Below are 20,166 nucleotides of genomic sequence, written 5' to 3' on the forward strand. Positions count from 1 at the left end.
GGCCTCTGCGGACGGGACGCACGGCGGGTTAGGGGGTAACACCTATGATTATGGACGCCGTATATGAGGCGCTCAGCACGGTGCTGACGTTTCATCATTTCAAATATCTGATGATCGGGGTCGGTGTCGGCCTGATCGTCGGGATTCTGCCCGGTCTGGGCGGGATCGTCGGCATGTCGCTGTTGCTGCCATTCGTTTACGGGATGGATGCGACATCGGCCTTGGCCATGCTGATTGGTATTCTGCCGGTTCTGGCGATTTCGGACACATTCGCATCGGTGCTGATGGGGATTCCGGGATCATCGGCGTCACAGGCCACCATTCTGGACGGGTTCCCGCTGGCGAAAAAGGGACAGGCGGCGCGCGCGCTGTCGGCGGCCTTTACCGCGTCTCTGTTCGGCGGGCTGTTCGGCGCCATGGTGCTGACCGTCTGCGTGTTGGTGGCGCGTCCGCTGATCCTGAAATTCGGCGCGGCGGAATTGCTGATGCTGACGCTGTTCGGCCTGTCGATGGTCGGCGTGCTGTCGGGGCAAAGTCTGGCCAAAGGTCTGGTCGCCGCCGCCGCCGGTCTGGCGCTGGGGTCGATCGGGTCGGCCCCCGCAACCGGCGAATACCGGATGGAGTTCGGCACCCTGTATCTGATGAACGGCCTGCCGCTGGTCATCGTGGGTCTGGCCTTGTTTGCGGTTCCTGAAATCGGCGATCTGCTGCGCAAAAACAGCACGATTGCAACCAAAGGCTCGGCCTTGGGGGCGGGCTGGAAACAGGGGATCAAGGACACTTGGGTCTATCGCTGGCTGACGCTGCGTTTGTCGGGCTTGGGCGCGATTCTGGGGATGATCCCCGGTTTGGGCGGGTCGGTCGTGGACTGGATCGCCTATGGCCATGTGGTGCAGACGTCCAAAGACAAAAGCGGTTTTGGCAAAGGCGACATCCGCGGCGTGATCGCGGTCGAGGCCACCACGTCGTCGAAAGAAGGCGGCGGTCTGGTTCCGACCCTGCTGTTCGGGATTCCGGGTTCGGGGTCGATGGCGATTTTCCTGGCCGGTATGGTGCTGATTGGCCTGCAACCGGGGCCGTCCATGGTCACGCAGAATCTGGACGTGACCTATACCATCGTCTGGTCGCTGGCCTTGGCGAACGTGATGGGGACGGCGCTGTGTCTGGTGCTGGCACCGGGCATCGCGCGCATTACCATGATCCGTTACGCGCTGATCGCGCCCTTCATGATCATGGTGATTTCGTTTGCGGCGTTCCAGCCGAACCGGTCGCTGTATGATCTGGTCGCGCTGATCGGTCTGGGCATCATCGGGATTTTGCTGCGCCGTTTCGGCTGGCCGCGCCCGGCCTTCCTGATCGGCTTCGTGCTGGCCACGCAGGGCGAACGCTATCTGTATCAGACGATTCAGTTCTCGGGCTGGGATTTCTTTACCCGTCCGATCGTGCTGATCATCGCCGCCATCATCGCGCTGTCCATCTGGCTGAGCGTGCGGTCCAAAGGCGACGGCGGCAAAATCGCGACCGAGGGTGCCGGCACGGTGTCGGACGCCTATCCGCTGTGGCCGCAAATCGCATTCACGCTGGGTCTGATCGGGTTTTTCCTGTTCACCGTCTACGACACCTATAACCTGACCATGTTGGGCAAAGTGTTCCCGATGGGTGTTGCCACGGTTGGCCTGATTGCAAGCGCGTTCGTTCTGTATCCGCAGATCACGGGCAACCGCTCTAGCGGCGCGGTGTTTGACAGCGAAGAAAAGCTGCGCGCCGAAGATGACGGCCCCGTATCGCCGCAGAAATATATCGGCTGGCTGGTCGCCTTTGTCGTGGCGATTGCGCTGGTCGGGTATTTCCTGGCGCTGATGCTGTTCTTTGTCGCGTTCCTGCGGATCGTTGCGAAATCCAGCCTGCTGCAAACGGTGCTGTTGACGGCGGCGGCGGCGGCGGTGCTGCTGACGCTCAGTTCCGCGCTGAACCTGCAATTGCCGCCGGGGCTGCTGCAAGATCAGCTGTATGGCCAGTTGCCTTGGCCGCTGAACTAAGCCATCCAAAGGGTCCGCGCCGCTGGTGCGGGCCTTTTTCGTTGGGGGGACGCTATGGCACAACAGCACGACATCCCGGTCATGGTGATGCGCGGCGGCACCTCGAAGGGGCCGTTTTTCCGCATGTCCGACCTGCCCGATGATCCGGCGGCGCGCGACCGGCTGTTGCTGGCGGTGATGGGGTCGCCCGATGCGCGTCAGATCGACGGCATCGGCGGCGGCGATTCGCTGACCTCCAAGGTCGCCATGGTCGCGCCGTCCACACGCGACGGGGTGGATGTCGATTTTCTGTTCGCGCAGGTGTCCGTGACGGATGCGGTTGTGGATACCGGCCCATCTTGCGGCAATATCCTGTCGGGCGTGGGGCCGTTCGCGATTGAAACCGGCATGGTGGCTGTAACGGGGCGCGAAACCCGCGTCGTCATTCACAACCTGAACACCAACAGCCGGATCGAAGCCATCGTGCAAACCGATAAGGGCGGCGTGATCTATGACGGCGACACCGCGATTGCCGGAGTGCCGGGGACCGCCGCGCCGGTGCGGCTGAATTTTATGGATATTGTCGGGTCGAAAACCGGGGCGCTGCTGCCGACCGGCCATCTGCGCGAAACCATTAACGGCGTCGATGTGACGCTGATTGATGTTGCGGTGCCGATGATGATCTTTCGCGCCGAGGATGTGGGCAAGACCGGGTTTGAAACGCCCGCCGATCTGGACGCCGACCGCGATTTCTTTGCCCGGATCGAGGCGATGCGCATCATCGCCGGTCAGCGCATGGGCTTGGGCGATGTGTCGCGCCGGGTGATCCCGCGCATGGCCATGCTGGCCGCGCCGCGTGACGGGGGCCATATCGCCGCGCGGTATTTCGTGCCGCATAAAACGCATGCCGCCTTTGCGGTGACGGGGGCGTTGTGCGTGTCCACGGTCGCGATGCTGGCGGGGTCGGTGTCGGACGGGCTGGCGCAGCGCCCGGATGGCGACGACCGCGTGATCCTGATCGAACATCCCAGCGGCATGATCGACATTGCGCTGCGCACCACGGGGCAGGGCGCGGAATTGCAGATCGTCAGCGGCGGCGCGATCCGCACCGCGCGCAAATTGCTGGCGGGGTCGGTGTTTGTTCCGGCGGCGGTGCTGGGTTAATCATCGTCCAGCGGGGTCGGCTGCCCCCGCATCGCCCGGATCCGCACCGCAAGCGCGGATTCGATATGCGCGCGCATCGCGGTTTCGGCGGCCAGCCCGTCGCGCGCCTGTAACGCGTCGATCACCGCCGCATGTTCGGCGGCGGCGGTTTCGGCCCGCATCGGCTCGGCCAATGTGGTTGGCCCCAAAATCAGCAAGGTTTTCTGCAACGCATTGATCGTTTTGACCAAAAACCGGTTGCGCGCCGCGCCCAGCAGGGCGGTGTGAAATTGCCGGTTCAGTTCCTGCGCCGCCGCGCCCGCCTGTTCCCCCGCCAAAGCGTCGTTAATATCGCGCAGTTCCGCGATTTCCACGGGCAGCGCCATGCGCGCGGCCAGACGGGCGGCGGTGCCTTCTAACACGGTGCGCATTTCATACAGTTCGATGATTTCGGCGTGGTCCAGACGGCGGATGGTCGCGCCCTGTCGGGGTTGGTGGATGACCAGCCCGTCGGTTTCCAATTGGCGGATCGCCTCGCGCACGGGGGTGCGGGAAATGCCGAAGCGTTCGGCCAGTTCGGTTTCGCGCAGCCGTGTGCCGGGCGGCAGCGCCCCCGCCCGAATATCCCCCAGCAGGCGGTGATAGGCGGATTGGCCCTGTGGAAAATCGTCGGTCATGGCTGTGTTCCGTATTGCATACATTTGGATACAATAGTATGCAACGCCCGTCAAGCAAGAGGTCATCATGCCATCCCCCATCCTGTCCCGCGAATCGCTGATCCCCCAAGCCGGCACGCTGATGCTGGCCGCGGCGGGGGCCGTGACGTTTTACCTGTTGGGCCTGCCGTTGCCGTTTCTGTTCGGGCCGATGACGTTTTGCCTGATTGCGGCGCTGTCGGGGGCGCGTCTGCGCGGCATGGGGCAGGTGTCGATTGCTGCGCGCACCATTCTGGGCGTCGCGGTCGGCGCGTCGATCACCCCCGCCGTTATTGGCCAAATCCCGCAGATGGCGGCCAGCGTGGCCTTGGTCCCGGTCTATGTCGCGGCGATTGGGCTGATCGGGGTGCCGTATTTCCGGCGGCTGGGGCTGGACACGCCCACGGCCTATTACGCGTCGATGCCGGGGGGGCTGCCCGATATGGTCGCCTTTGGCCAAGAGGCGGGCGCCGATATTCGCGCGCTGTCGCTGATCCATGCCACGCGGATGGCGGTTCTGGTGACGCTGGCGCCGGTGCTGCTGGTCTGGATGTATGACGCGCCGCTGACCGGGGCCATGGGGCAATCCATCACCGACACCAGCGGCGTTCAGTTGGTTCTGATGGCGGCGGCGGCTCTGATCGGGTGGAAGGGGGGCGAACGCATCGGCCTGTTCGGCGCGGCCATCATCGGGCCGATGATCGTCACCGCCATTCTGTCACTGTCCGGCATCATCACCACCCGCCCCCCGGCCGAGGCGATCAAAGCCGCGCAGTTCTTTATCGGCCTGTCGATTGGGATTCACTATGTCGGGGTGACGCTGCGGGAATTGCGGCACTTTGTTCTGACGGGCTTAGGCTTTGTGCTGATCTTGGCGGCACTGGCGACGCTGTTTGCGGAAATCACTGTGCTGGCCGGATGGGCGCAACCGATGGAGGGGTTCCTGTCCTTCCTGCCCGGCGGTCAGGCCGAAGTCACCGTGCTGTCGATCATTGTTGGCGCGGATTTGGGGTTTGTGATCACGCATCACGTCACGCGGCTGATCGTTGTGATCACAGGCGCGCCGATTGCCGCGCGGTTGCTGGGGCTGGGGAAACGGCGTCCCCCAACCCCCTGATATTATTCGCCTTTGATCAGTTTGCGGCGCAGCCAGCCCGAAAGGCTGTCCATGGCAATCACCATGCTGATCACCAGAATGATGTAATAGGTCACCTTTTCCCAATCGGACGTGGTTTGGATCGCCTGCGTCAGCATCAGACCGATACCGCCGCCGACAATCGCGCCGATGATGGTGGCGCTGCGGGTGTTGGATTCCAGGAAATACAGCATCTGCGACAACAGCACCGGCATCACCTGCGGGATCACGCCGAACCGATACCGCTGCATGGCGTTAGCGCCGGTGGACTGGATGCCCTCGATCGGTTTTTTGTCCACGTTTTCCAAGGCTTCGGAAAACAGTTTGCCGAACGAACCGCTGTCGGTCACCATGATCGCCAAGGCACCAGTCAGCGGGCCGGGGCCAAAGGCGCGCGACAAAATGATGGTGAAAATCAACGCATCCACGCCGCGAACAAAGTCAAACAGCCGCCGCACCGCGAATCGCACCCAACGGGACGGCGCAAAGTTCTGCGCGGCAAAAAATGCCAGCGGCAGCGCGATGAAGGCCGCGCCGAACGTCCCCAGAAACGCCATCAGGATGGTTTCCAGAATCGCCCAGAACACCTCTTTGTGGCGCCAGATGCTGTTGTTCCAGAAATTGTCCAGCATCAGCGACAGGTTCGACTGCCCCGCCACCAGTTGATCGCCCGAGATGACGGTCCCCAGAACCTGCGCCGCGCTCATCCCCGAAAACGGGCTGGACAGGTCGAAAAAGAACATTTCCCAGCCATAAAAATACCGCAGCGTTTCTGTGCGCGACCGGGTGACGGTCACGCGCCCCGCATCGGTGGTCAGCGTCACGCGGTTATCGCCCGCATTGACGGTGCCGGGGAACGGCGCGTCGGGCAGGGACAGCGTGATCGGGTCGCCCACGGTGATCACCGCCGCGCCGTAACCCGCAATGTCATAGGTCACCACCGGCCCGTCATAGGTGACGCGATGCCCCGACCCCAGATCAATATCGGTGTGATCGCCCTGCATCTGCACCCATTCCGGGATCTGATGGGGGCCAAAAGTGGCGCGGGAACTGCCCTCGATGCTGACGGATGTGGTTTCCCGGCGATTGTCGCGGGTGACGTGGATTTTGTGACTGACCGCATCGGCCATCATGATCGCGGCGTTGTCCAGACGCGCGCGCTGCGCCAGACCCGGCAGGTCAAAGGCAAAGACGACATAGGCCAGATAAGCCAGAATAATCACCGGAACCGACAGCGATAACAACCGCTTGCGGCGGAATGCATCCACAACGCGGGTTTCCAGTGCGGGGGACAGGGTGGCGGCGGTCATTGGGCGGCTCCGTGGGTCAGGCGGTGACGCAACACGCTGGAGAGTTGGTCAACAATGACGATGGTGGCAAACAGCATCAGGAAAATCGCGGCGGCTTCGTCGAATTTGCCCTGACCAAAGGTCATCGCGTTGCGCAATTCGTAACCAATCCCGCCCGCGCCCACGAAGCCCAGAATGGCGGATGCGCGGATGTTCACCTCAAGCCGCAGCAGGGAATAGGACATGTAATTTGGCGCCACCTGCGGGATCACGCCCAGCCACATGCGTTGCGACCAGTTCGCGCCGACGGATGCCAGCCCCTCGACCGGCTTCAGATCGACGTTTTCGTTGACTTCGGAAAACAGCTTGCCTTGGGCGCCCGCGGTGTGAATGGCAATGGCGATCACGGCAGGCACCGGCCCGCCGCCCAGAATAAAGATCAAAATCAGCGCGATAACGATTTCCGGCACAGCGCGGAAAATATCCGACACCCGCCGCGCAACCGGCACCATGCTGGGCCAATAGGCCAGCCCGCGCGTCCCCATCAGCGCCAGCAGCGTGCCCAGAATACAGCCCAGCAGCGTGGCGACGATGGCGATGTTCAGCGTTTCGATCAGCGCGGGAAAGGCGTTCGCCATATGGCGCGGCATATTGCCCGCCTTTTCATAGGCTTCGGACACCAGTTCGCTGGGGAAATCGAACACTTTGCCGATCCCGGCCCAGAACCCGCCCGCATTGCGTCCATCCGCAATCCGCCAGCCGGAAATAAACACCACCAGAAACAGCAGCAGCGTTATGCCCGAATACATGCGGCGCCGCTGTGTCAGCGCCAGATAATCATCACGAATGGTCGAAATCCCGGCCGAAGCGGTCATCAGCGTTCCCCAAATGAAAAAGCCGGACCCCGCGCGTGGCAGGGTCCGGCCTGTGGCCCGTCAGATCAGTTCATTTCCGCTTTGCGGATTTCGATGATCGTGGTGTAGGCGTCGTGACCAATCGGGGTAAAGCCCGCGGTTTCGCCCGCCGCCACGCCATAGGCGCATTGCGGGTCGTTTTCGTGCAGACCGGCCAGCAGCGTGATGATTTTGTCTTTGGCGTCCTGCGGCAGCGATTTGCGCAGAACGATCGGGCCTTCGGCGATCGGTTTGGAACGCCAGATTTCCACGATGTCGTTCATGTCCACGATGCCCGCATCGGTCGCACGACGCAGCGCGCCCGAATTGTAGCCGTCTTCCCATTCGCCCTGACCATCGGCCCAGACGACGCCCGCATCGTAATCGCCGTTCAGAACCGCGATGATGGTCTGTTCATGACCACCCGAGAAACCGATTTTGCTGAAATATTCGCCCTCGGTCATCGAATAGCCAGCCTCGGGCAGTTCGACATTGGGGATCAGATAGCCCGAGGTCGAGTTCGGGTCAGCAAAGGCAAAGCTTTTGCCCTTCATGTCGTCCATCGAGGCGATGCCCGCATCCGCGCGCGCAAAGCCGATGGAATAATACATGTAGGAACCGTCCAGATTGGTTTTCACCATCACCGGCTCGACCGCTTCGGGGTCGTTGACGTAAACGGCGGCGTAACCCGACGCGCCCAGCCACGCCATGTCCAGCGAACCGCCGATCAGGCCCTGAATCACGCCGTTGTAATCAGCGGGGGTGAACAGACGCACCGGAACGCCCAGCGTTTCTTCGGCATAGGCGCGGAAACATTCGTTCGAGTTCAGGCGGTCCTGCACGTTTTCGCCGCCCAGCAGGCCGATGCGAAATTCGGTCAGGTCCTGGGCCGAAACAGCACCGGCCATTGCGGTGGTGGCGGTCAGGGCAATCAGCAGTTTTTTCATGGTGTTCTCTCCGGGTGTTGGATCAGTCGGCCATCATCCGCGCCTGAAAATCAGCGTCGGCGAGGGTGTCGGTGGGAATCGCGGTCGAGGTCGCGGCTTCGTTAAAGCTGGCATCAGCGCCGTAAATGTCGCGCGCAACGCCGGTGGATAATTGGTCGGGCCGCCCGTCAAAGACGACGCGCCCGTCACGCATCCCGATCACGCGGTCGCAATAGCGGCGCGCGGTGTCCAGCGTGTGCAGGTTGGCGATGACCATGCGGCCGTCTTCGACATTGATGCGTTTCAGCGTGTCCATCACGATCTGCGCATTCATCGGGTCCAAGCTGGCAATCGGTTCATCGGCCAGAATGATTTTCGGATCCTGCATCAGTGCGCGGGCAATCGCGACCCGCTGTTGCTGGCCGCCGGACAGGGCTTCGGCGCGTTTGGGGGCCTGTTCGGCGATGCCCAGACGGTCGAGAATTTCCAAGGCCTTTACGATGTCGTCACGCGACCACAGGTTAAACATGGTTTGCAGCGTGGAACGGCGGTTCAGCACGCCATGCATGACATTCGACGCCACATCCAGACGCGGCACCAGGTTGAATTGCTGAAAAATCATGGCGCAATCGCTTTGCCACGCACGGGCATCGGCGCCGCGCAAGGCCAGAATATCGCGCCCCTCGACCCGGATTTCGCCGCTGCTGGCGTCGGTCAGGCGGTTCATCATGCGCAAAAACGTGGATTTCCCCGCGCCGGATCGCCCGATGATCCCCACGAAGGCCGGTCCGTCAATGCGGAAACTGACATCATCCACCGCAGCCTTTTGACCGAACATTTTCGTGACGTTTTTGACGTCCAGCATGGTAACCCCTTTGTATCGACAAAGGGGCTTTACGCGCGCTGCGTGACGGCAAGTTATCGTTTGTGTGAAGTTTTCGTGACTCACTCGGCGCCGCTGCGTCCCGCGACCGCCGGGGGCTTCGCGCCCCCGGACCCCCGCGGGATATTTGCACACAGAAGATAATGAGGGGTGCCTGCCGTTTCTTCTGTGCATAAATACTCAGATAGCGGCAGCAGTAACGGGCGTGCGGTCTGCGATCAGGTGATCCGCAGCCGCCCCATCAACGCCGCCAGATACAGCGCCGCCGTTCCCGCGCGGGTTTGGCGATACAGACCCATCCGGCGCGCGGCGGTCAGCGCGGCGGGGCCGGGCAGGGTGGTCATCCGTGCGAAACGGTCCAGCAGGTCGCGGTTGTCCGGCGTCAGCAGATCCCGCGCGCCGTTCAGCGCCGCGATGTTCTGGCCAAGCCAGCCGCCATAATCGCCCGCCATCAACTGACGCCAGCGGGACAGCATAGCGGCGGCGGTGTCGTTGCGGCCGACCTCGGACGCGCCGTGTTGGCGATACATCAGGCAGGGCGTGGTGTCGTGGTGCAGCGCCGCGCCCGCCCCCGATGTGATCTGATACGCCCACCAGTCGTGCGACAAAATCCCCGCCGCCTGCGCCGCCGGGCCTGCGCGTTTCAACAGCGCCACAGCCCCCGCGTTAAAGACCGAGGCATTGCCCGCCATAATCGCCTGCACCAAGGCGTTGCGAAAGGACAGCGGGCGCAGAAAGTGGCGCGATTCGGTCAGCACCTGCAAATCGGCATCGGTGATGATCGTGCGCGCGGCGTAATGCGCGGGGCCGGTTTGTGTGGCCAGCCAGCCTATTGCGCGGCGCAGTTTGTCGGGCCGCCACTGATCGTCTTGGTCGCAAAACGCCAAGGGTCCATCCGGGGCCTGCGCCACCAGATGCAGGAAATTCTGCGTCGCCCCCGCGCGCGGGCCGGGGATCAGCGTCACCTGACCATCGGGGCGGCGGCGCTGAAAATCGCGCAGCAGGTTGGGTGTTTCGTCGGTTGACCCGTCATCGGATGCGATCAGCCGCCAATGCGGATCATCCTGCGCCGCGATGCTGTCCAATTGCGTGCCGATATACCGCGCCCCGTTATAGGTCGCCATGACGATGGTAACGGGCGCGGTCTGGGGCATGGGGTATCCTTTTGCCCCTTTGTGCCGCGCCGGTTGGGGGCGTGCAATAGGTCAGCGGCCTTGGCGGGCGATGTCTTCGATCAGCACGGTGGTGATGGGCTGGTCGGTGGCGCGGCGTGCGGCTTGGATCAGCCGTTCGCGCAGGATCCGCAGATTGCGTTCGGCGGTGAAGTTGCCGTCAAAGCCGCCGGTATTGCCGTGGATCAGCAATTCGCGCAGCAACGCATCGCGCAGGCGGTGTTCCTGTTTCTGCATCATCGGCAGGGCGTCGTCTTCGGTTTCCAGCGTCACCGTCAGCACCATCACCGCGCCCATATCGCCGTTTCGCGTCAGGGGGACGAAAAACTGCGTCGGGAATTTGAAATACCCCGCATTGATGGGCGTGTCGGATGGTGGCGGCGGGGTTTCGGGTTCGGCGTCCTCGGTCACTTGGGGGGCGGGGCGCAGGTGGTCGCCGGCAAAGGCGCCGCCGATCAGCGCGATGACCGGCAGCAGGATGGGGATGAGTTTTTTCACGATAACAAAACCTTAGTAGGGCAGGATCATATCGGCGATTTGCTGGCCGATGCGCGGTTGCTGCACATCCGTAATCTGGCCACGCCCGCCATAGGAAATCCGCGCGCCCGCGATTCGGTCATAGGCGATTTCGTTGTTCCGCCCGATGTCGCTGGGCCGGACAAAGCCGCTGACCGTCAGTTCGCGCAGTTCGAAATTGACCCGCACCTCTTGCGTGCCTTGGATGTGCAGCGTGCCGTTGGGCAGGCGGTCGATCACGGTTGCGGCCACGCGCAGGGTCAGGCGTTCGCGCCGCGACGTGTTGCCGGTGCCGCGATAGGTTGATCCTGACGACGCCTCGGCCAGCGTATCAAAGCTGGCGCCGTCGGGCAGTTTATCCGACAGACGTTGCGGGATGCCCATCATCTGCGACATGCTGGCGGTGTCATTTGCCTGACGGCTGCGGCCGGATGTGTTTTGCATTTCCGCCCGGTCGTCGATCTGGATCACAACGGTCAGAATATCGCCCCGCACCGCCGCCCGCCGGTCGCTGAGCAACGAGGATTGCGTCCCGGCATAGAGCGACGCCGCCGCCTCGGGGCGGCCGGAATCGACGGGAATATCAATCGGCGGGTTGATGATGGCGTCAAACTCTGCGGTGTCGCGGGGGGATGACAGGCTGGGCGGGCTGCCCAGATGATCGACGCGCGCGCAGGCGCTGATCGCCAGCAGAAAGGCCAGCAGGTAATGCGGTTTCATCGGGTTTCCTTTGGGTCAGTTCAGCACGGCCAGCGTGCCGTCCTCCATCACGCGGGCGGTGATGGTGGAGCGGGATTCAAGGTTCATAACGCGGATCAGGTCGCCTGCCGCGCCTTCGGACATGGCGCGGCCTTCGGTTTCAATCCGCAGCGGGCCGCGTTGAAAGGACAGGCGCACGATCTGATTGCGGCTGACCAGACGCGGGGCCTGCAACAGCGTGGCATGGATCGGGCGGCCTTCCTGAATCAGGATGCGGGTTTGCAGACCGATGGCCTGTGCGGGGTCGGTCAGGCCGGGGCGGGTGCTGTCCACGGCGCGCAGATCGGCGGCGGTCAGAACGGTGCCAGCGGGCAGGGTGCGGGCGGCGGCCAGCACGCCCGCATCGGCCAGCCCCGGCACCAGCAGCGCCAGAATTGCCAGCACACGCATCAGCGCACCTGCACGGTTGCGCCCATCATCTGATCGGCGGCGGTGATGACCTTGGCGTTCAGTTCGTAGCCGCGCTGCGCCTTGATCAATTCGGTGATTTCGCGCACCGCATCGACCGAGCTTTCCTCCAGATAGCCCTGACGCAGCGTTCCCAGCCCGTTTTGACCGGGCGTCACCACCTGCGCCCCGCCGGATGCAGAGGTTTCGATGAACAGGTTCGACCCAATCGCCTCAAGCCCCTTTTCGTTGGTGAAACCGGCCAGCGTGAATTGGCCCAGATTTTCCGGCTCCACCCGATCCCCGAAATAGGCGTAAACCTCGCCCGCGGCGTTGATCGAAATGGAACGCGCGTCGTCGGGAATGGTGATGCCGGGGGCGACCTGATAGCCGTCCGATGTCACGATCAGCCCATCGGGCGACCGTTTCAGCCCGCCGTCGCGAGTGAAGGCGGACATTCCCGACGGCAGCGTGACCTCCAGATAACCGTCCCCGTCGATGGCCATGTCCAGATCGCCGCCGGTGGCGACCAGCGACCCCTGTTGCAGATTGACGGTGACGGCGGTCGCGCGCACGCCCAGCCCCAGCTGCACACCGGCGGGAACGACCGTGCCATCGGCGGCGGTGACGGTGCCGGGGCGCGTCGCCTGCTGATAATGCAGGTCGGCAAATTCAGCGCGGCGGGCGTTGTAACCGGTCGTGGACATGTTGGCGAGGTTGTTGGAAATAACCTCGACGCGGGTTTGTTGCGCGCTCATGCCGGTGGCGGCGATTTGCAAAGCTCTCATAATGTGGTTCCTCAGCGGGTTAGCGCGGCGATGACGGATCGGATGCGCTGGTCTTCGCGGTCAAGAAAGGACTGGCCCAGTTCGTATGCGCGCTGAACCTCGATCATGCGGGTGATTTCGAAAACGGGATCGACGTTGGATTCTTCCAGAAAACCTTGGCGGATGCGGGGGTTTTCGATGGCCTCGGCGTCGTCGGTGGTGGTGAAGGTGGTGCCGCCCTGATGATGCAGTTGCGCGCCATCTGCGGGCGCAAACACCCCCACGCGGCCAAAGACGACGCCATTCGCGGACAGCGTGCCATCGGCGCCCACCGCAACCGATGTTGCGTTGTCGGGAATGATGATCGGCCCCTGCCCATCATCCAGCAGACGGAACCCGTCGGCGGTCATCAATTCACCTTCGGGTGACGGGATGAACGCACCGGCGCGGGTCAGGCGCGTGCCGTCGGGGGTTTCGACCATGAAAAACCCGTCGCCTTCGATCGCCAGATCAAAGGTGCCGTTCGTTTGCGTCATCACCCCCTGACCCAGATCCAACAGCCGCCCGCGCGCATGGGCCATCGACAGAGTATCCCCGCGCCGGTCCAAAGCCGCCAGATGTTCGGCGAAAATCACGCCTTCGCGGCGAAAGCCGGTGGTGTTGGCATTGGCGATGTTGTTCGCCACGACGCCCATTTCGCGCATCAGCCCCGATTGCCGGGTCAGAGTGGCATAAATTGCGTTATCCATGTTTCAACGCTCCGCGACCAAAGGGATGATTTGCCCCAGAAAAAAATCCGACAGGGCGGTTGTCATAAAGCTCATGCTGACCCAAAAAACGACCAGCATCAGGCCGACCTTGGGGACGAAGGTCAGCGTCATTTCCTGAACCGAGGTCAGGGCCTGAAACAGGCCGATCACCACCCCGGTAATCAGCGCGACTGCGAGCAGCGGCGCAGAGATGCGCACCGCGATCAACAGCGCCTGACGCAACATGTCGAAGAGAAGGGCCTCGGTCATGGTCAGACCGGCATCCGCAGGATTTCCTGATACGCCTCGACGACTTTATCACGGATGGCGACGACGGTTTCCATGGCCAGTTCGGCCTCGGCGATGGTTTGGACCAGCTGGTGGGTTTCCACCGATCCGGTCATGGCGCCGGTGGCGGCGCGGTCCACCTGCGCCATATGGGCGGCGAAATCCTCGGCCGCTTGGCCCGCGCGTTGCACGGCGGATTGGGTGGGGGCGCCCGGTTGCACCGCATTGCGGGCGGCGGAATAGGCATTGGCGGCGTTGATGCTGTTCATCATAATGGCGGTTCCTTAGCGGCGAAGAAGATCCAGAAGGCTGCTGCCCATCTGGCGGGTTTGTTCGAACATGCGCAGATTGGCTTCGTAACTGCGGCTGGCCTCTCGGCTGTCGGCCAGTTCGATGACCAGATCGACGTTGGATCCGGCGTAATAGCCGTTGGCATCGGCCATCGGGTGGCTGGGGTTGAAAATCTGGGGCAATTCGCTGCGGTCCAGATGAACGCGGCCCGTCGTCACGCCGCCCGTGGCGCGGCCCATGCGGGTTTCCTGTTCAAAGCTGACCAGCTTGCGCCGATAACCCGGCGTGTCGGCATTTGCCATGTTTTCCGCCGTGTGGCGCAGGCGTTCGGATTGGGCGCGCATCCCAGAGGCGGACAGGCGCAGGGGGGAAATAGGGTCGGTCATCTGCGGTCCTTTCTGTTAGCCGCGCCGCCCGATGCTGGTCCGCATCAGGTTCAGCGCCGAACGGTAAATGCCCAGCGACAGGTCGTGATCGCGTTTCAGTTCGGCGGCTTTGACGATTTCGTCTTCAATCGACACGCTGTTGCCGTTGGGCGACATGGCGGTCTGGTCATTCATCGGGCGCGCGGGACTGGCCCAGTCGGGCGTGGTCATGTGGCGCGGCTGCGTCACGCGCATGTCGGGCGCGGTGCGGCGATAGCTGTCTTCGAACGCGGCCATATCTTGGGCGCGATAGCCCGGCGTGTCGGCGTTTGCGATATTGCGCGCCACAACGGTTTGCCGCTGCGCCACATGGTGACCCATCGCACGGGCCATTCGCATCATTTCAATTTTATCGAACAATGAGGTTTCTCCTCTGCTGCATAAACCCGGTCTTAACCCCTATTGGTTTACAAACCGTTTCGACGGGCGGATTTCCTGCCGAAAAGGACAAAAAATGGACAAGATTGACTCAATTGCCCTGCAAATCAGCCAGATGCGGATGGCGCGGTATTTTGGCCGGGTGCAGGCGATCCGCGCGGGTATTATTCATGTGCAGGGGTTGGATGGTCACGCATCGGTCGGCGACAGGGTATTGATTTCGCTGCAAAATGGCATGGCCTGGGGTGAGGTGATCGGCCTGTCCCCCGACCATATCGAAGTGCTGCCCGAAGGATCGGTTGACGGGCTGTCGGTCGGCGCGCAGGTGGAATTGTTGTTCGCGCCGTCGATTGCGCCCTGTGATTCGTGGATTGGGCGAATCGTTGATCCTCTGGGGCGGCCTTTGGATGGGCGGGCGCTGCCGCAGGGGCGGATGCCGATGCCGTTTCGCGCCGATCCCCCGCCTGCGGCCACGCGGCGCAGGCTGGGCGCGCGGCTGTCCACGGGACTGGCGGTGTTCGATACGCTGTTGCCGCTGGTGCAGGGTCAGCGAATCGGTCTGTTCGCGGGGTCGGGCGTGGGGAAATCCACGCTGCTGTCGCAACTGGCCAAGGGCGTGCAGGCCGATGTCGTCGTTATCGCGATGATTGGCGAACGCGGGCGCGAATTGCGGGAATTTGTCGAAAAAACGCTGGGACCGTCGGGGATGGCGCGGGCGGTGATCGTGGCGGCGACCTCGGACCAGTCGCCATTGCTGCGGCGGCGTTGTGCATGGGCGGCGATGACGGTGGCCGAATATTTCCGCGATCAGGGTCGGCATGTCCTGTTTCTGGCCGATTCGATCACCCGCTTTGCCGAAGCGCATCGCGAAATCGCACTGGCCGGGGGCGAGCCGCCCAGCTTTCGCGGCTTTCCGCCGTCGATGTCGAATCTGGTGATGTCGCTGGCGGAACGGTCGGGGCCGGGGCCGGACGGGGCGGGCGATATTACTGCGATTTTCAGCGTGCTGGTCGCGGGATCGGATATGGACGAACCTGTGGCCGATGTTCTGCGCGGCACGTTGGACGGGCATGTGGTGCTGGACCGGGCGATTGCCGAACGCGGACGCTTTCCGGCGGTCGATGTGGTGCGGTCGGTGTCGCGGTCGCTGCCCGATGCGGCGGATGATGCGGAAAACGCCATGATCGCGCGGGCGCGGGCGGCATTGGGCGCCTATGCCGAATCGGAATTGATGATTCGCGCGGGGCTGTATTCGCCGGGATCGGACCCCAAACTGGATGAGGCGGTCAAGCTGTATCCCCAGCTGGATGCCTTTGTCGCCGGGCGCAGTCCGGGAACCGCGGCCAGTTTCACCGCGTTGGGTCAGGCGTTGCGGGTGCCACTGCGGTGAAATGGGGCGCAATAAACAAATGACGGCAGCGACCACTTAATCAATGTTAGAACGCAAGCCGTTCCCATTGCAGAAAAAAATCTGATTTGCGACTGTCTCGCAGTCGATTCAGGAAGGGTGCAGAATGGCGATCACAGAATACTTTATTCGCTACCTGCAACGTCGCGACAGTTTGCGTGACGATGATCTTGCGCGTTTGCGGGCCATCAAGACCGAACAGGTCCAATTCGCCCCCGGCGAGGTGATTATCCCCGTTGACAGAAAAATCGGGCGCAGCTGTCTGATGCTGCGCGGCATGTCGGTTCGGTCGCATCAACTGGTCGGACGCCCTGATGAACGCGTCATCACGGCGCTGCATGTGCCGGGGGATTTCGTCGATCTGCACGGCTTTGTTCTGGCGGGTCTGGAACATTCCGTCGTCGCCGTCGGCCCGACCGAGGTTGAATTTATCGACCATGCCGAACTGACGGAAATCACCGAAAACTTTCCGCATCTGACGCGGCTGTTGTGGCTGGCCACCTTGATTGACGCGGCGGTGCATCGGCAATGGCTGGTCGCGGCGGCGTCGCTGCGGTCCAGTGCGCATCTGGCGCATTTGCTGTGCGAGATTTACACCCGCCTGAACGCCGTAGGGGCAGCGACGAATCAGCAGTTTTCCTTGCCGTTATTACAACGCGAATTGGCGGATATCCTGGGCTATTCGCCGATCCATGTGAACCGAGCCGTGCGCGATCTGCGCGACCGCGGGCTGATCCGCTGGGCCGGTGCGGATGTCACGATTTTGGACTGGGCGGGGCTGACCAATCTGGCGCGCTTTGATCCGACTTATCTGGATCTGGAACGGCACAGCCGCTGATTACTGGCATATGCGCCAGCCACGGTTCCGCGCGATCACGTCCAGATGCAGATGGTCGTCATGCGCATCATTCGCGCCGGGGCCAAGAACGGTTGTGAAAAACAGACAGGCCGAGGCGCGGGCGGCGGCTTGATACGCTTCGGCCAGATCGCCGCTGTCTTGGCGCGGGATGATGGGCCAGTGGTCGCCGCTGTCGAACCCAAACCCCATCACATCAATCGCGTTGCCCAAGGCGTGCTGCGACAGGCGCGGGCGGTCCTGCCCGGTGCCGACGCGGGCGCGGCAGTCATATCCGGCTCCGGTCTGAATCTCGGTCAGGCGTGGCGCGCCGGGCAGGGTCGCCGCCGCCGGGCGCAGAAAATCGCGCGCCCAAAAGCCCAAGGCCCGCGCGGTATCGCAGCGCATCACCGGATCGCCGGTCAGGCGCAGGCCGGGCAGAATATGGCTGATCTGCACAGGCTGCGCGATGCCGCAATCGGGGTCGGTGTCGTCGCGGATCGGATCGGTTTCGCGAAACGTCGCACCTAAAATCCGCAGGGATAGCAGGCAGGCGGCATGATCCGCATCGGATTCGCGCAAATCCTGCCATGCGGGGGTTGCGGCTGGTGGGATGGGTGCGCTGCGTTGCGGCGGGCGGTCGGTCAGCCCCGCCCCGGCGGACAGGGCCAACACAAAAACCGCCGCCCGGATCATTGCGACAACGGGGTCACAAACCCATCGGGCTGCGGATCAGCGGGCTGCGTGTCGGGCAGGCTCAGCTGCGGCGTCGGCGCGGGGGGCGTGCTGCCTGTCACATCGGCAATGCTGGTGCCCGCGGGCAGAAATTCAACCGTTGTGCCGCCGATGCGCACCATTTTGGCCAATTCCTCGGCGTCCCAATTGGTTAAGCGGACGCAGCCATTGGATTGGTTGCGAAACAGCTGCGACGGGGTGGGGGTGCCATGGATGCCATAGGTCGGCTTGGTCAACCCGATCCAGACGGTCCCCACCGGCCCATTCGGCCCCGGCGGCACGATCAAGGCGCGGGTGTTGTCGCCCTGCTGAAAGTTGACGTTAGGGTTATAGGTATAGTTCGGGTTAATCGCCACATTCGCGACATTGTGGTTGCCCGATGGCGACGGTGTGGCCGCCGATCCGATGGTTGCGGGATAATCCACCACCATATTGCCGCGCGCATTGTATCCGGCGACGCGGCGGTTATCGCGGTCAATGATGATGCGCGTGACCTGCGCGGTCAGCGGCGGGTTCGGGGCCATCACGTCAATTGTGGCCCCCGGCACCAGCGACACCCCCGGATTCAGAAATCCGATAAAGTGTTCGTCCATGTGGAACCGTTCGCCCAGCCGTTCCGCCACGCTGGTATAGGACATATGCGCCATCTGCGCCTTTTCGGCGTAATCGGTCGGGATCGAATCGACCAGCCCCTGCGCGTCGGCATCCGTGATGGTATAGCTTTGCGTCACGGGGCGGCTGTCATAGGCTTGCAGCAGGTTCCACACATGCGGGTCCATCACGCCGTCAATCGGCAGCCCCGCACGGCGTTCAAAGGCGCGGATGGCGGACTGGCTCATCCCGCCTTTGATGCCGTCAATGACGCCGGGCGAGGTGCCGGACCGATCCAGCAGAATCTGCACCTTGGCCGTCAGCGCGGACCGCCCGCTGGGCAGATCGCCGCCGTCATATTGCGCGGCCTGAATATCAGCGGCGCTAAAGGGGCGGTCCTGCGCCATGACGGGCAGGGCGGTGGTCAGCGACGCCATCAGGGCAATGCCGGTGATGCGGGTGGGGGTCATGGGGGCCTCGGGCGGTTCGTGATGCGCGCAACATCGCGGATTTAAGGGCGCTGTTCCAGAGCAAAGCGCCACAACCTTGCCATCAACGCGGGATTGAGTTCACCATCGCGTCAACCTAAACCCATAGCAGGGAAAAAAGGGGGGACAGGCGTGACAGGTGCGGCGGCAATGCTGGCGGCGGGGGTGCTGCTGATCCTGCGGGTGCCGGTGCTGGCCGTGGCAGTCGCGGTGTCGGCGCTGTCGGTGGGCGTGTTGGCGGCGCAGGGCGCGGTGACGCTGACCGATGCGGGCGCGGCGTTTTGGCGCGATCTGGCGGGGTTGGCGGGGCCGGAGCTGGCGCTGATCCCGCTGGTCGCGCTGTTCGGCAATCTGGCGCTGTATTCCGGGCTGTCCACGCGGATTTACGACGCGGCGGCGGTGCTGATGCGCGGGATGCCGGGGGGCGCGGTGATCGCGGCGCTGCTGGGATGCGGCGGATTTGCCGGGCTGTCGGGGTCGTCGGTCGCCTGCGCCACCACGATGGGCCGCATCTGCGTGCCGGATATGATGCAGGCGGGGATTCGCCCCGGCGTGGCGGGGGCATCCGTCGCCATAGGCGGCACGCTGGGCGCGTTGATCCCGCCATCCGTCCTGTTGGTGCTGTTCGGGCTGTTGACCGGCGCGCCGGTGGCGGCGCTGTTTCTGGCGGGGATCGTGCCGGGGGTGATGTCGCTGGCGGTGATGGTGGCCGTCGCGCTGATCTGGGGCCGGGGTGGCCGAGCGGTCAGCCCCGCCGAACCCGGCGCGCGGCGTCACGCGATTGCGGCGGCGCTGCCAGCGGTTGCGGTGTTCGCGCTGTTGATTGGGTTGCTGACCGTTGGCGCGGGTGTCGCGATGCTGGCGGGGGTGGCGCTGATGGCGGTCATCGGCGTGGTCCAAGGCCGTTTGCCCCCCGAACGCTGGGGCGCGGTCCTGATGCAAAGCCTGCGCCATAGCGGCATTTTTCTGGCGGTGCTGCTGGCCGCGCGGGTCATGATGACGCTGATTCCGATGACGGGGCTGTTCGATCTGTTGCCCGTTGGTCCGGGGCTGTGGCTGATGGGCGTTGTCGTCGCGCTGTTGGGGCTGGGCATGGTGATGCAGCCGCTGGCGGTGCTGGTGCTGGCGATGCCGTTTTTGGCCACGATGATTGACGCACAGGGGGCCGCCGCCGTCTGGCTGGCGGTGCTGACGATTAAGCTGTTGGAAATTGGTCTGGTCACGCCTCCGGTCGGGCTGGCGGTGTTTGTGGTGGCGCGCGCGGCTCTGCCGGGGCGGGATGGTGCGATATTCGCCGCCGTAGTGCCGTTTCTGCTGGCCGATCTGGCGGTGCTGGCGGCGCTGATCCTGTTTCCGGCGTTGTCGTTATGCCTGCCGCAGATGATGGGGATGTAA

General features: G+C 63.4%; 23 protein-coding genes. 6 read left to right on the forward strand and 17 right to left on the reverse strand.

Translation table 11 applies throughout. The annotated features are described in order from the left end of the window. Positions 1-44 precede the first annotated feature (44 nt). Complete coding sequence (locus Q4G20_RS10225; protein WP_303343343.1) at positions 45-2,039, forward strand: tripartite tricarboxylate transporter permease; 1,995 nt, start codon at positions 45-47, stop codon at positions 2,037-2,039. Between the two features lie 54 nt (positions 2,040-2,093). After that, positions 2,094-3,182, forward strand: a complete 1,089-nt coding sequence (locus Q4G20_RS10230; RefSeq protein WP_303343344.1) for a 4-oxalomesaconate tautomerase — start codon at positions 2,094-2,096, stop codon at positions 3,180-3,182. On the opposite strand, the gene Q4G20_RS10235 is transcribed toward Q4G20_RS10230, so the two are convergent. Continuing rightward, positions 3,179-3,838 carry a GntR family transcriptional regulator gene (locus tag Q4G20_RS10235; protein ID WP_303343345.1) on the reverse strand — a complete coding sequence of 220 codons (660 nt, stop codon included), beginning with the start codon at positions 3,836-3,838 and terminating at the stop codon, positions 3,179-3,181. The two genes, Q4G20_RS10230 and Q4G20_RS10235, sit on opposite strands and share 4 nt — an antisense overlap. Before the next feature lie 67 nt (positions 3,839-3,905). Here Q4G20_RS10235 and Q4G20_RS10240 point away from each other — a divergent pair, with 67 nt between their 5' ends. Continuing rightward, positions 3,906-4,973: an AbrB family transcriptional regulator gene (locus Q4G20_RS10240; protein WP_303343346.1), complete on the forward strand. Its 1,068-nt coding sequence runs from the start codon at positions 3,906-3,908 to the stop codon at positions 4,971-4,973. A 2-nt stretch (positions 4,974-4,975) separates the two neighbouring features. Here Q4G20_RS10240 and phnE (Q4G20_RS10245) read toward each other — a convergent pair whose 3' ends face one another. From phnE (Q4G20_RS10245) to Q4G20_RS10310, 14 genes are all read right to left on the reverse strand, one after another. After that, on the reverse strand, positions 4,976-6,301 hold the full coding sequence (phnE, locus tag Q4G20_RS10245; protein ID WP_303343347.1) for a phosphonate ABC transporter, permease protein PhnE: 1,326 nt from the start codon (positions 6,299-6,301) through the stop codon (positions 4,976-4,978). Continuing rightward, positions 6,298-7,155: a phosphonate ABC transporter, permease protein PhnE gene (phnE, locus tag Q4G20_RS10250; RefSeq protein ID WP_303343348.1), complete on the reverse strand. Its 858-nt coding sequence runs from the start codon at positions 7,153-7,155 to the stop codon at positions 6,298-6,300. The genes phnE (Q4G20_RS10245) and phnE (Q4G20_RS10250) overlap by 4 nt, the downstream gene beginning before the upstream one ends. A gap of 65 nt (positions 7,156-7,220) precedes the next feature. Then, positions 7,221-8,120, reverse strand: a complete 900-nt coding sequence (phnD, locus tag Q4G20_RS10255; RefSeq protein ID WP_303343349.1) for a phosphonate ABC transporter substrate-binding protein — start codon at positions 8,118-8,120, stop codon at positions 7,221-7,223. Between the two features lie 22 nt (positions 8,121-8,142). Beyond that, the gene (phnC, locus tag Q4G20_RS10260) at positions 8,143-8,964 is read right to left on the reverse strand and encodes a phosphonate ABC transporter ATP-binding protein (protein ID WP_303343350.1); all 822 of its coding nucleotides are present in this window, start codon (positions 8,962-8,964) and stop codon (positions 8,143-8,145) included. Between the two features lie 236 nt (positions 8,965-9,200). Then, positions 9,201-10,136 carry a glycosyltransferase gene (locus tag Q4G20_RS10265; RefSeq protein ID WP_303343351.1) on the reverse strand — a complete coding sequence of 312 codons (936 nt, stop codon included), beginning with the start codon at positions 10,134-10,136 and terminating at the stop codon, positions 9,201-9,203. A 51-nt stretch (positions 10,137-10,187) separates the two neighbouring features. After that, entirely contained in the window at positions 10,188-10,652 is a 465-nt protein-coding gene (locus Q4G20_RS10270; protein ID WP_303343352.1) for a hypothetical protein, read from the reverse strand. Positions 10,653-10,664: 12 nt separating this feature from the next. Then, complete coding sequence (flgH, locus tag Q4G20_RS10275; protein WP_303343353.1) at positions 10,665-11,390, reverse strand: flagellar basal body L-ring protein FlgH; 726 nt, start codon at positions 11,388-11,390, stop codon at positions 10,665-10,667. A 15-nt stretch (positions 11,391-11,405) separates the two neighbouring features. Further along, positions 11,406-11,819: a flagellar basal body P-ring formation chaperone FlgA gene (flgA, locus tag Q4G20_RS10280; protein ID WP_303343354.1), complete on the reverse strand. Its 414-nt coding sequence runs from the start codon at positions 11,817-11,819 to the stop codon at positions 11,406-11,408. Continuing rightward, complete coding sequence (gene flgG, locus Q4G20_RS10285; RefSeq protein ID WP_303343355.1) at positions 11,819-12,604, reverse strand: flagellar basal-body rod protein FlgG; 786 nt, start codon at positions 12,602-12,604, stop codon at positions 11,819-11,821. Before flgG ends, flgA begins: the two co-directional genes overlap by 1 nt. Positions 12,605-12,615: 11 nt before the next feature. Next, entirely contained in the window at positions 12,616-13,332 is a 717-nt protein-coding gene (locus Q4G20_RS10290; RefSeq protein WP_303343356.1) for a flagellar hook-basal body complex protein, read from the reverse strand. A 3-nt stretch (positions 13,333-13,335) separates the two neighbouring features. After that, positions 13,336-13,602 carry a flagellar biosynthetic protein FliQ gene (locus Q4G20_RS10295; RefSeq protein ID WP_303343357.1) on the reverse strand — a complete coding sequence of 89 codons (267 nt, stop codon included), beginning with the start codon at positions 13,600-13,602 and terminating at the stop codon, positions 13,336-13,338. Between the two features lie 2 nt (positions 13,603-13,604). Continuing rightward, positions 13,605-13,892, reverse strand: a complete 288-nt coding sequence (fliE, locus tag Q4G20_RS10300) for a flagellar hook-basal body complex protein FliE (RefSeq protein ID WP_303343358.1) — start codon at positions 13,890-13,892, stop codon at positions 13,605-13,607. 12 nt (positions 13,893-13,904) lie between these two features. Continuing rightward, positions 13,905-14,297 (reverse strand): flagellar basal body rod protein FlgC, encoded by a 393-nt coding sequence (gene flgC / locus Q4G20_RS10305; RefSeq protein WP_303343359.1) that lies wholly within the window; start codon positions 14,295-14,297, stop codon positions 13,905-13,907. Between the two features lie 15 nt (positions 14,298-14,312). Beyond that, positions 14,313-14,696, reverse strand: coding sequence for a FlgB family protein (locus Q4G20_RS10310; RefSeq protein WP_303343360.1), 384 nt, complete (start codon positions 14,694-14,696; stop codon positions 14,313-14,315). 94 nt (positions 14,697-14,790) lie between these two features. Here Q4G20_RS10310 and Q4G20_RS10315 point away from each other — a divergent pair, with 94 nt between their 5' ends. Together Q4G20_RS10315 and Q4G20_RS10320 are read left to right on the forward strand one after the other, a co-directional pair. Continuing rightward, positions 14,791-16,104: a FliI/YscN family ATPase gene (locus Q4G20_RS10315; RefSeq protein ID WP_303343361.1), complete on the forward strand. Its 1,314-nt coding sequence runs from the start codon at positions 14,791-14,793 to the stop codon at positions 16,102-16,104. 124 nt (positions 16,105-16,228) lie between these two features. Further along, positions 16,229-16,960, forward strand: coding sequence for a Crp/Fnr family transcriptional regulator (locus tag Q4G20_RS10320; RefSeq protein ID WP_303343362.1), 732 nt, complete (start codon positions 16,229-16,231; stop codon positions 16,958-16,960). Here Q4G20_RS10320 and Q4G20_RS10325 read toward each other — a convergent pair whose 3' ends face one another. Both Q4G20_RS10325 and Q4G20_RS10330 read right to left on the reverse strand, forming a co-directional pair. After that, entirely contained in the window at positions 16,961-17,629 is a 669-nt protein-coding gene (locus Q4G20_RS10325) for an extensin family protein (protein ID WP_303343363.1), read from the reverse strand. It lies immediately after the preceding gene. 20 nt (positions 17,630-17,649) lie between these two features. Then, positions 17,650-18,753 (reverse strand): L,D-transpeptidase, encoded by a 1,104-nt coding sequence (locus Q4G20_RS10330; RefSeq protein ID WP_303343364.1) that lies wholly within the window; start codon positions 18,751-18,753, stop codon positions 17,650-17,652. Positions 18,754-18,903: 150 nt separating this feature from the next. Here Q4G20_RS10330 and Q4G20_RS10335 point away from each other — a divergent pair, with 150 nt between their 5' ends. Continuing rightward, positions 18,904-20,166 carry a TRAP transporter large permease subunit gene (locus Q4G20_RS10335; RefSeq protein ID WP_303343365.1) on the forward strand — a complete coding sequence of 421 codons (1,263 nt, stop codon included), beginning with the start codon at positions 18,904-18,906 and terminating at the stop codon, positions 20,164-20,166.

Origin of the sequence: Paracoccus sp. (in: a-proteobacteria) (assembly GCF_030538495.1) — a bacterium.
GTDB lineage: Bacteria > Pseudomonadota > Alphaproteobacteria > Rhodobacterales > Rhodobacteraceae > Paracoccus.

What these genes read in the sequence shown, in the direction of transcription:
- Q4G20_RS10225 (WP_303343343.1), top strand. Translation starts at nt 45, where the DNA reads ATGATTATGGACGCCGTATATGAGGCGCTCAGCACGGTGCTGACGTTT.
- Q4G20_RS10240 (WP_303343346.1), top strand. Translation starts at nt 3,906, where the DNA reads ATGCCATCCCCCATCCTGTCCCGCGAATCGCTGATCCCCCAAGCCGGC.
- Q4G20_RS10330 (WP_303343364.1), bottom strand. Translation starts at nt 18,753, where the DNA reads ATGACCCCCACCCGCATCACCGGCATTGCCCTGATGGCGTCGCTGACC.
- phnC (WP_303343350.1), bottom strand. Translation starts at nt 8,964, where the DNA reads ATGCTGGACGTCAAAAACGTCACGAAAATGTTCGGTCAAAAGGCTGCG.
- flgH (WP_303343353.1), bottom strand. Translation starts at nt 11,390, where the DNA reads ATGAAACCGCATTACCTGCTGGCCTTTCTGCTGGCGATCAGCGCCTGC.
- phnE (WP_303343347.1), bottom strand. Translation starts at nt 6,301, where the DNA reads ATGACCGCCGCCACCCTGTCCCCCGCACTGGAAACCCGCGTTGTGGAT.
- fliE (WP_303343358.1), bottom strand. Translation starts at nt 13,892, where the DNA reads ATGATGAACAGCATCAACGCCGCCAATGCCTATTCCGCCGCCCGCAAT.
- Q4G20_RS10295 (WP_303343357.1), bottom strand. Translation starts at nt 13,602, where the DNA reads ATGACCGAGGCCCTTCTCTTCGACATGTTGCGTCAGGCGCTGTTGATC.
- phnD (WP_303343349.1), bottom strand. Translation starts at nt 8,120, where the DNA reads ATGAAAAAACTGCTGATTGCCCTGACCGCCACCACCGCAATGGCCGGT.
- Q4G20_RS10230 (WP_303343344.1), top strand. Translation starts at nt 2,094, where the DNA reads ATGGCACAACAGCACGACATCCCGGTCATGGTGATGCGCGGCGGCACC.
- Q4G20_RS10265 (WP_303343351.1), bottom strand. Translation starts at nt 10,136, where the DNA reads ATGCCCCAGACCGCGCCCGTTACCATCGTCATGGCGACCTATAACGGG.
- phnE (WP_303343348.1), bottom strand. Translation starts at nt 7,155, where the DNA reads ATGACCGCTTCGGCCGGGATTTCGACCATTCGTGATGATTATCTGGCG.
- Q4G20_RS10290 (WP_303343356.1), bottom strand. Translation starts at nt 13,332, where the DNA reads ATGGATAACGCAATTTATGCCACTCTGACCCGGCAATCGGGGCTGATG.
- Q4G20_RS10320 (WP_303343362.1), top strand. Translation starts at nt 16,229, where the DNA reads ATGGCGATCACAGAATACTTTATTCGCTACCTGCAACGTCGCGACAGT.
- flgG (WP_303343355.1), bottom strand. Translation starts at nt 12,604, where the DNA reads ATGAGAGCTTTGCAAATCGCCGCCACCGGCATGAGCGCGCAACAAACC.
- Q4G20_RS10235 (WP_303343345.1), bottom strand. Translation starts at nt 3,838, where the DNA reads ATGACCGACGATTTTCCACAGGGCCAATCCGCCTATCACCGCCTGCTG.
- flgC (WP_303343359.1), bottom strand. Translation starts at nt 14,297, where the DNA reads ATGACCGACCCTATTTCCCCCCTGCGCCTGTCCGCCTCTGGGATGCGC.
- flgA (WP_303343354.1), bottom strand. Translation starts at nt 11,819, where the DNA reads ATGCGTGTGCTGGCAATTCTGGCGCTGCTGGTGCCGGGGCTGGCCGAT.
- Q4G20_RS10315 (WP_303343361.1), top strand. Translation starts at nt 14,791, where the DNA reads ATGGACAAGATTGACTCAATTGCCCTGCAAATCAGCCAGATGCGGATG.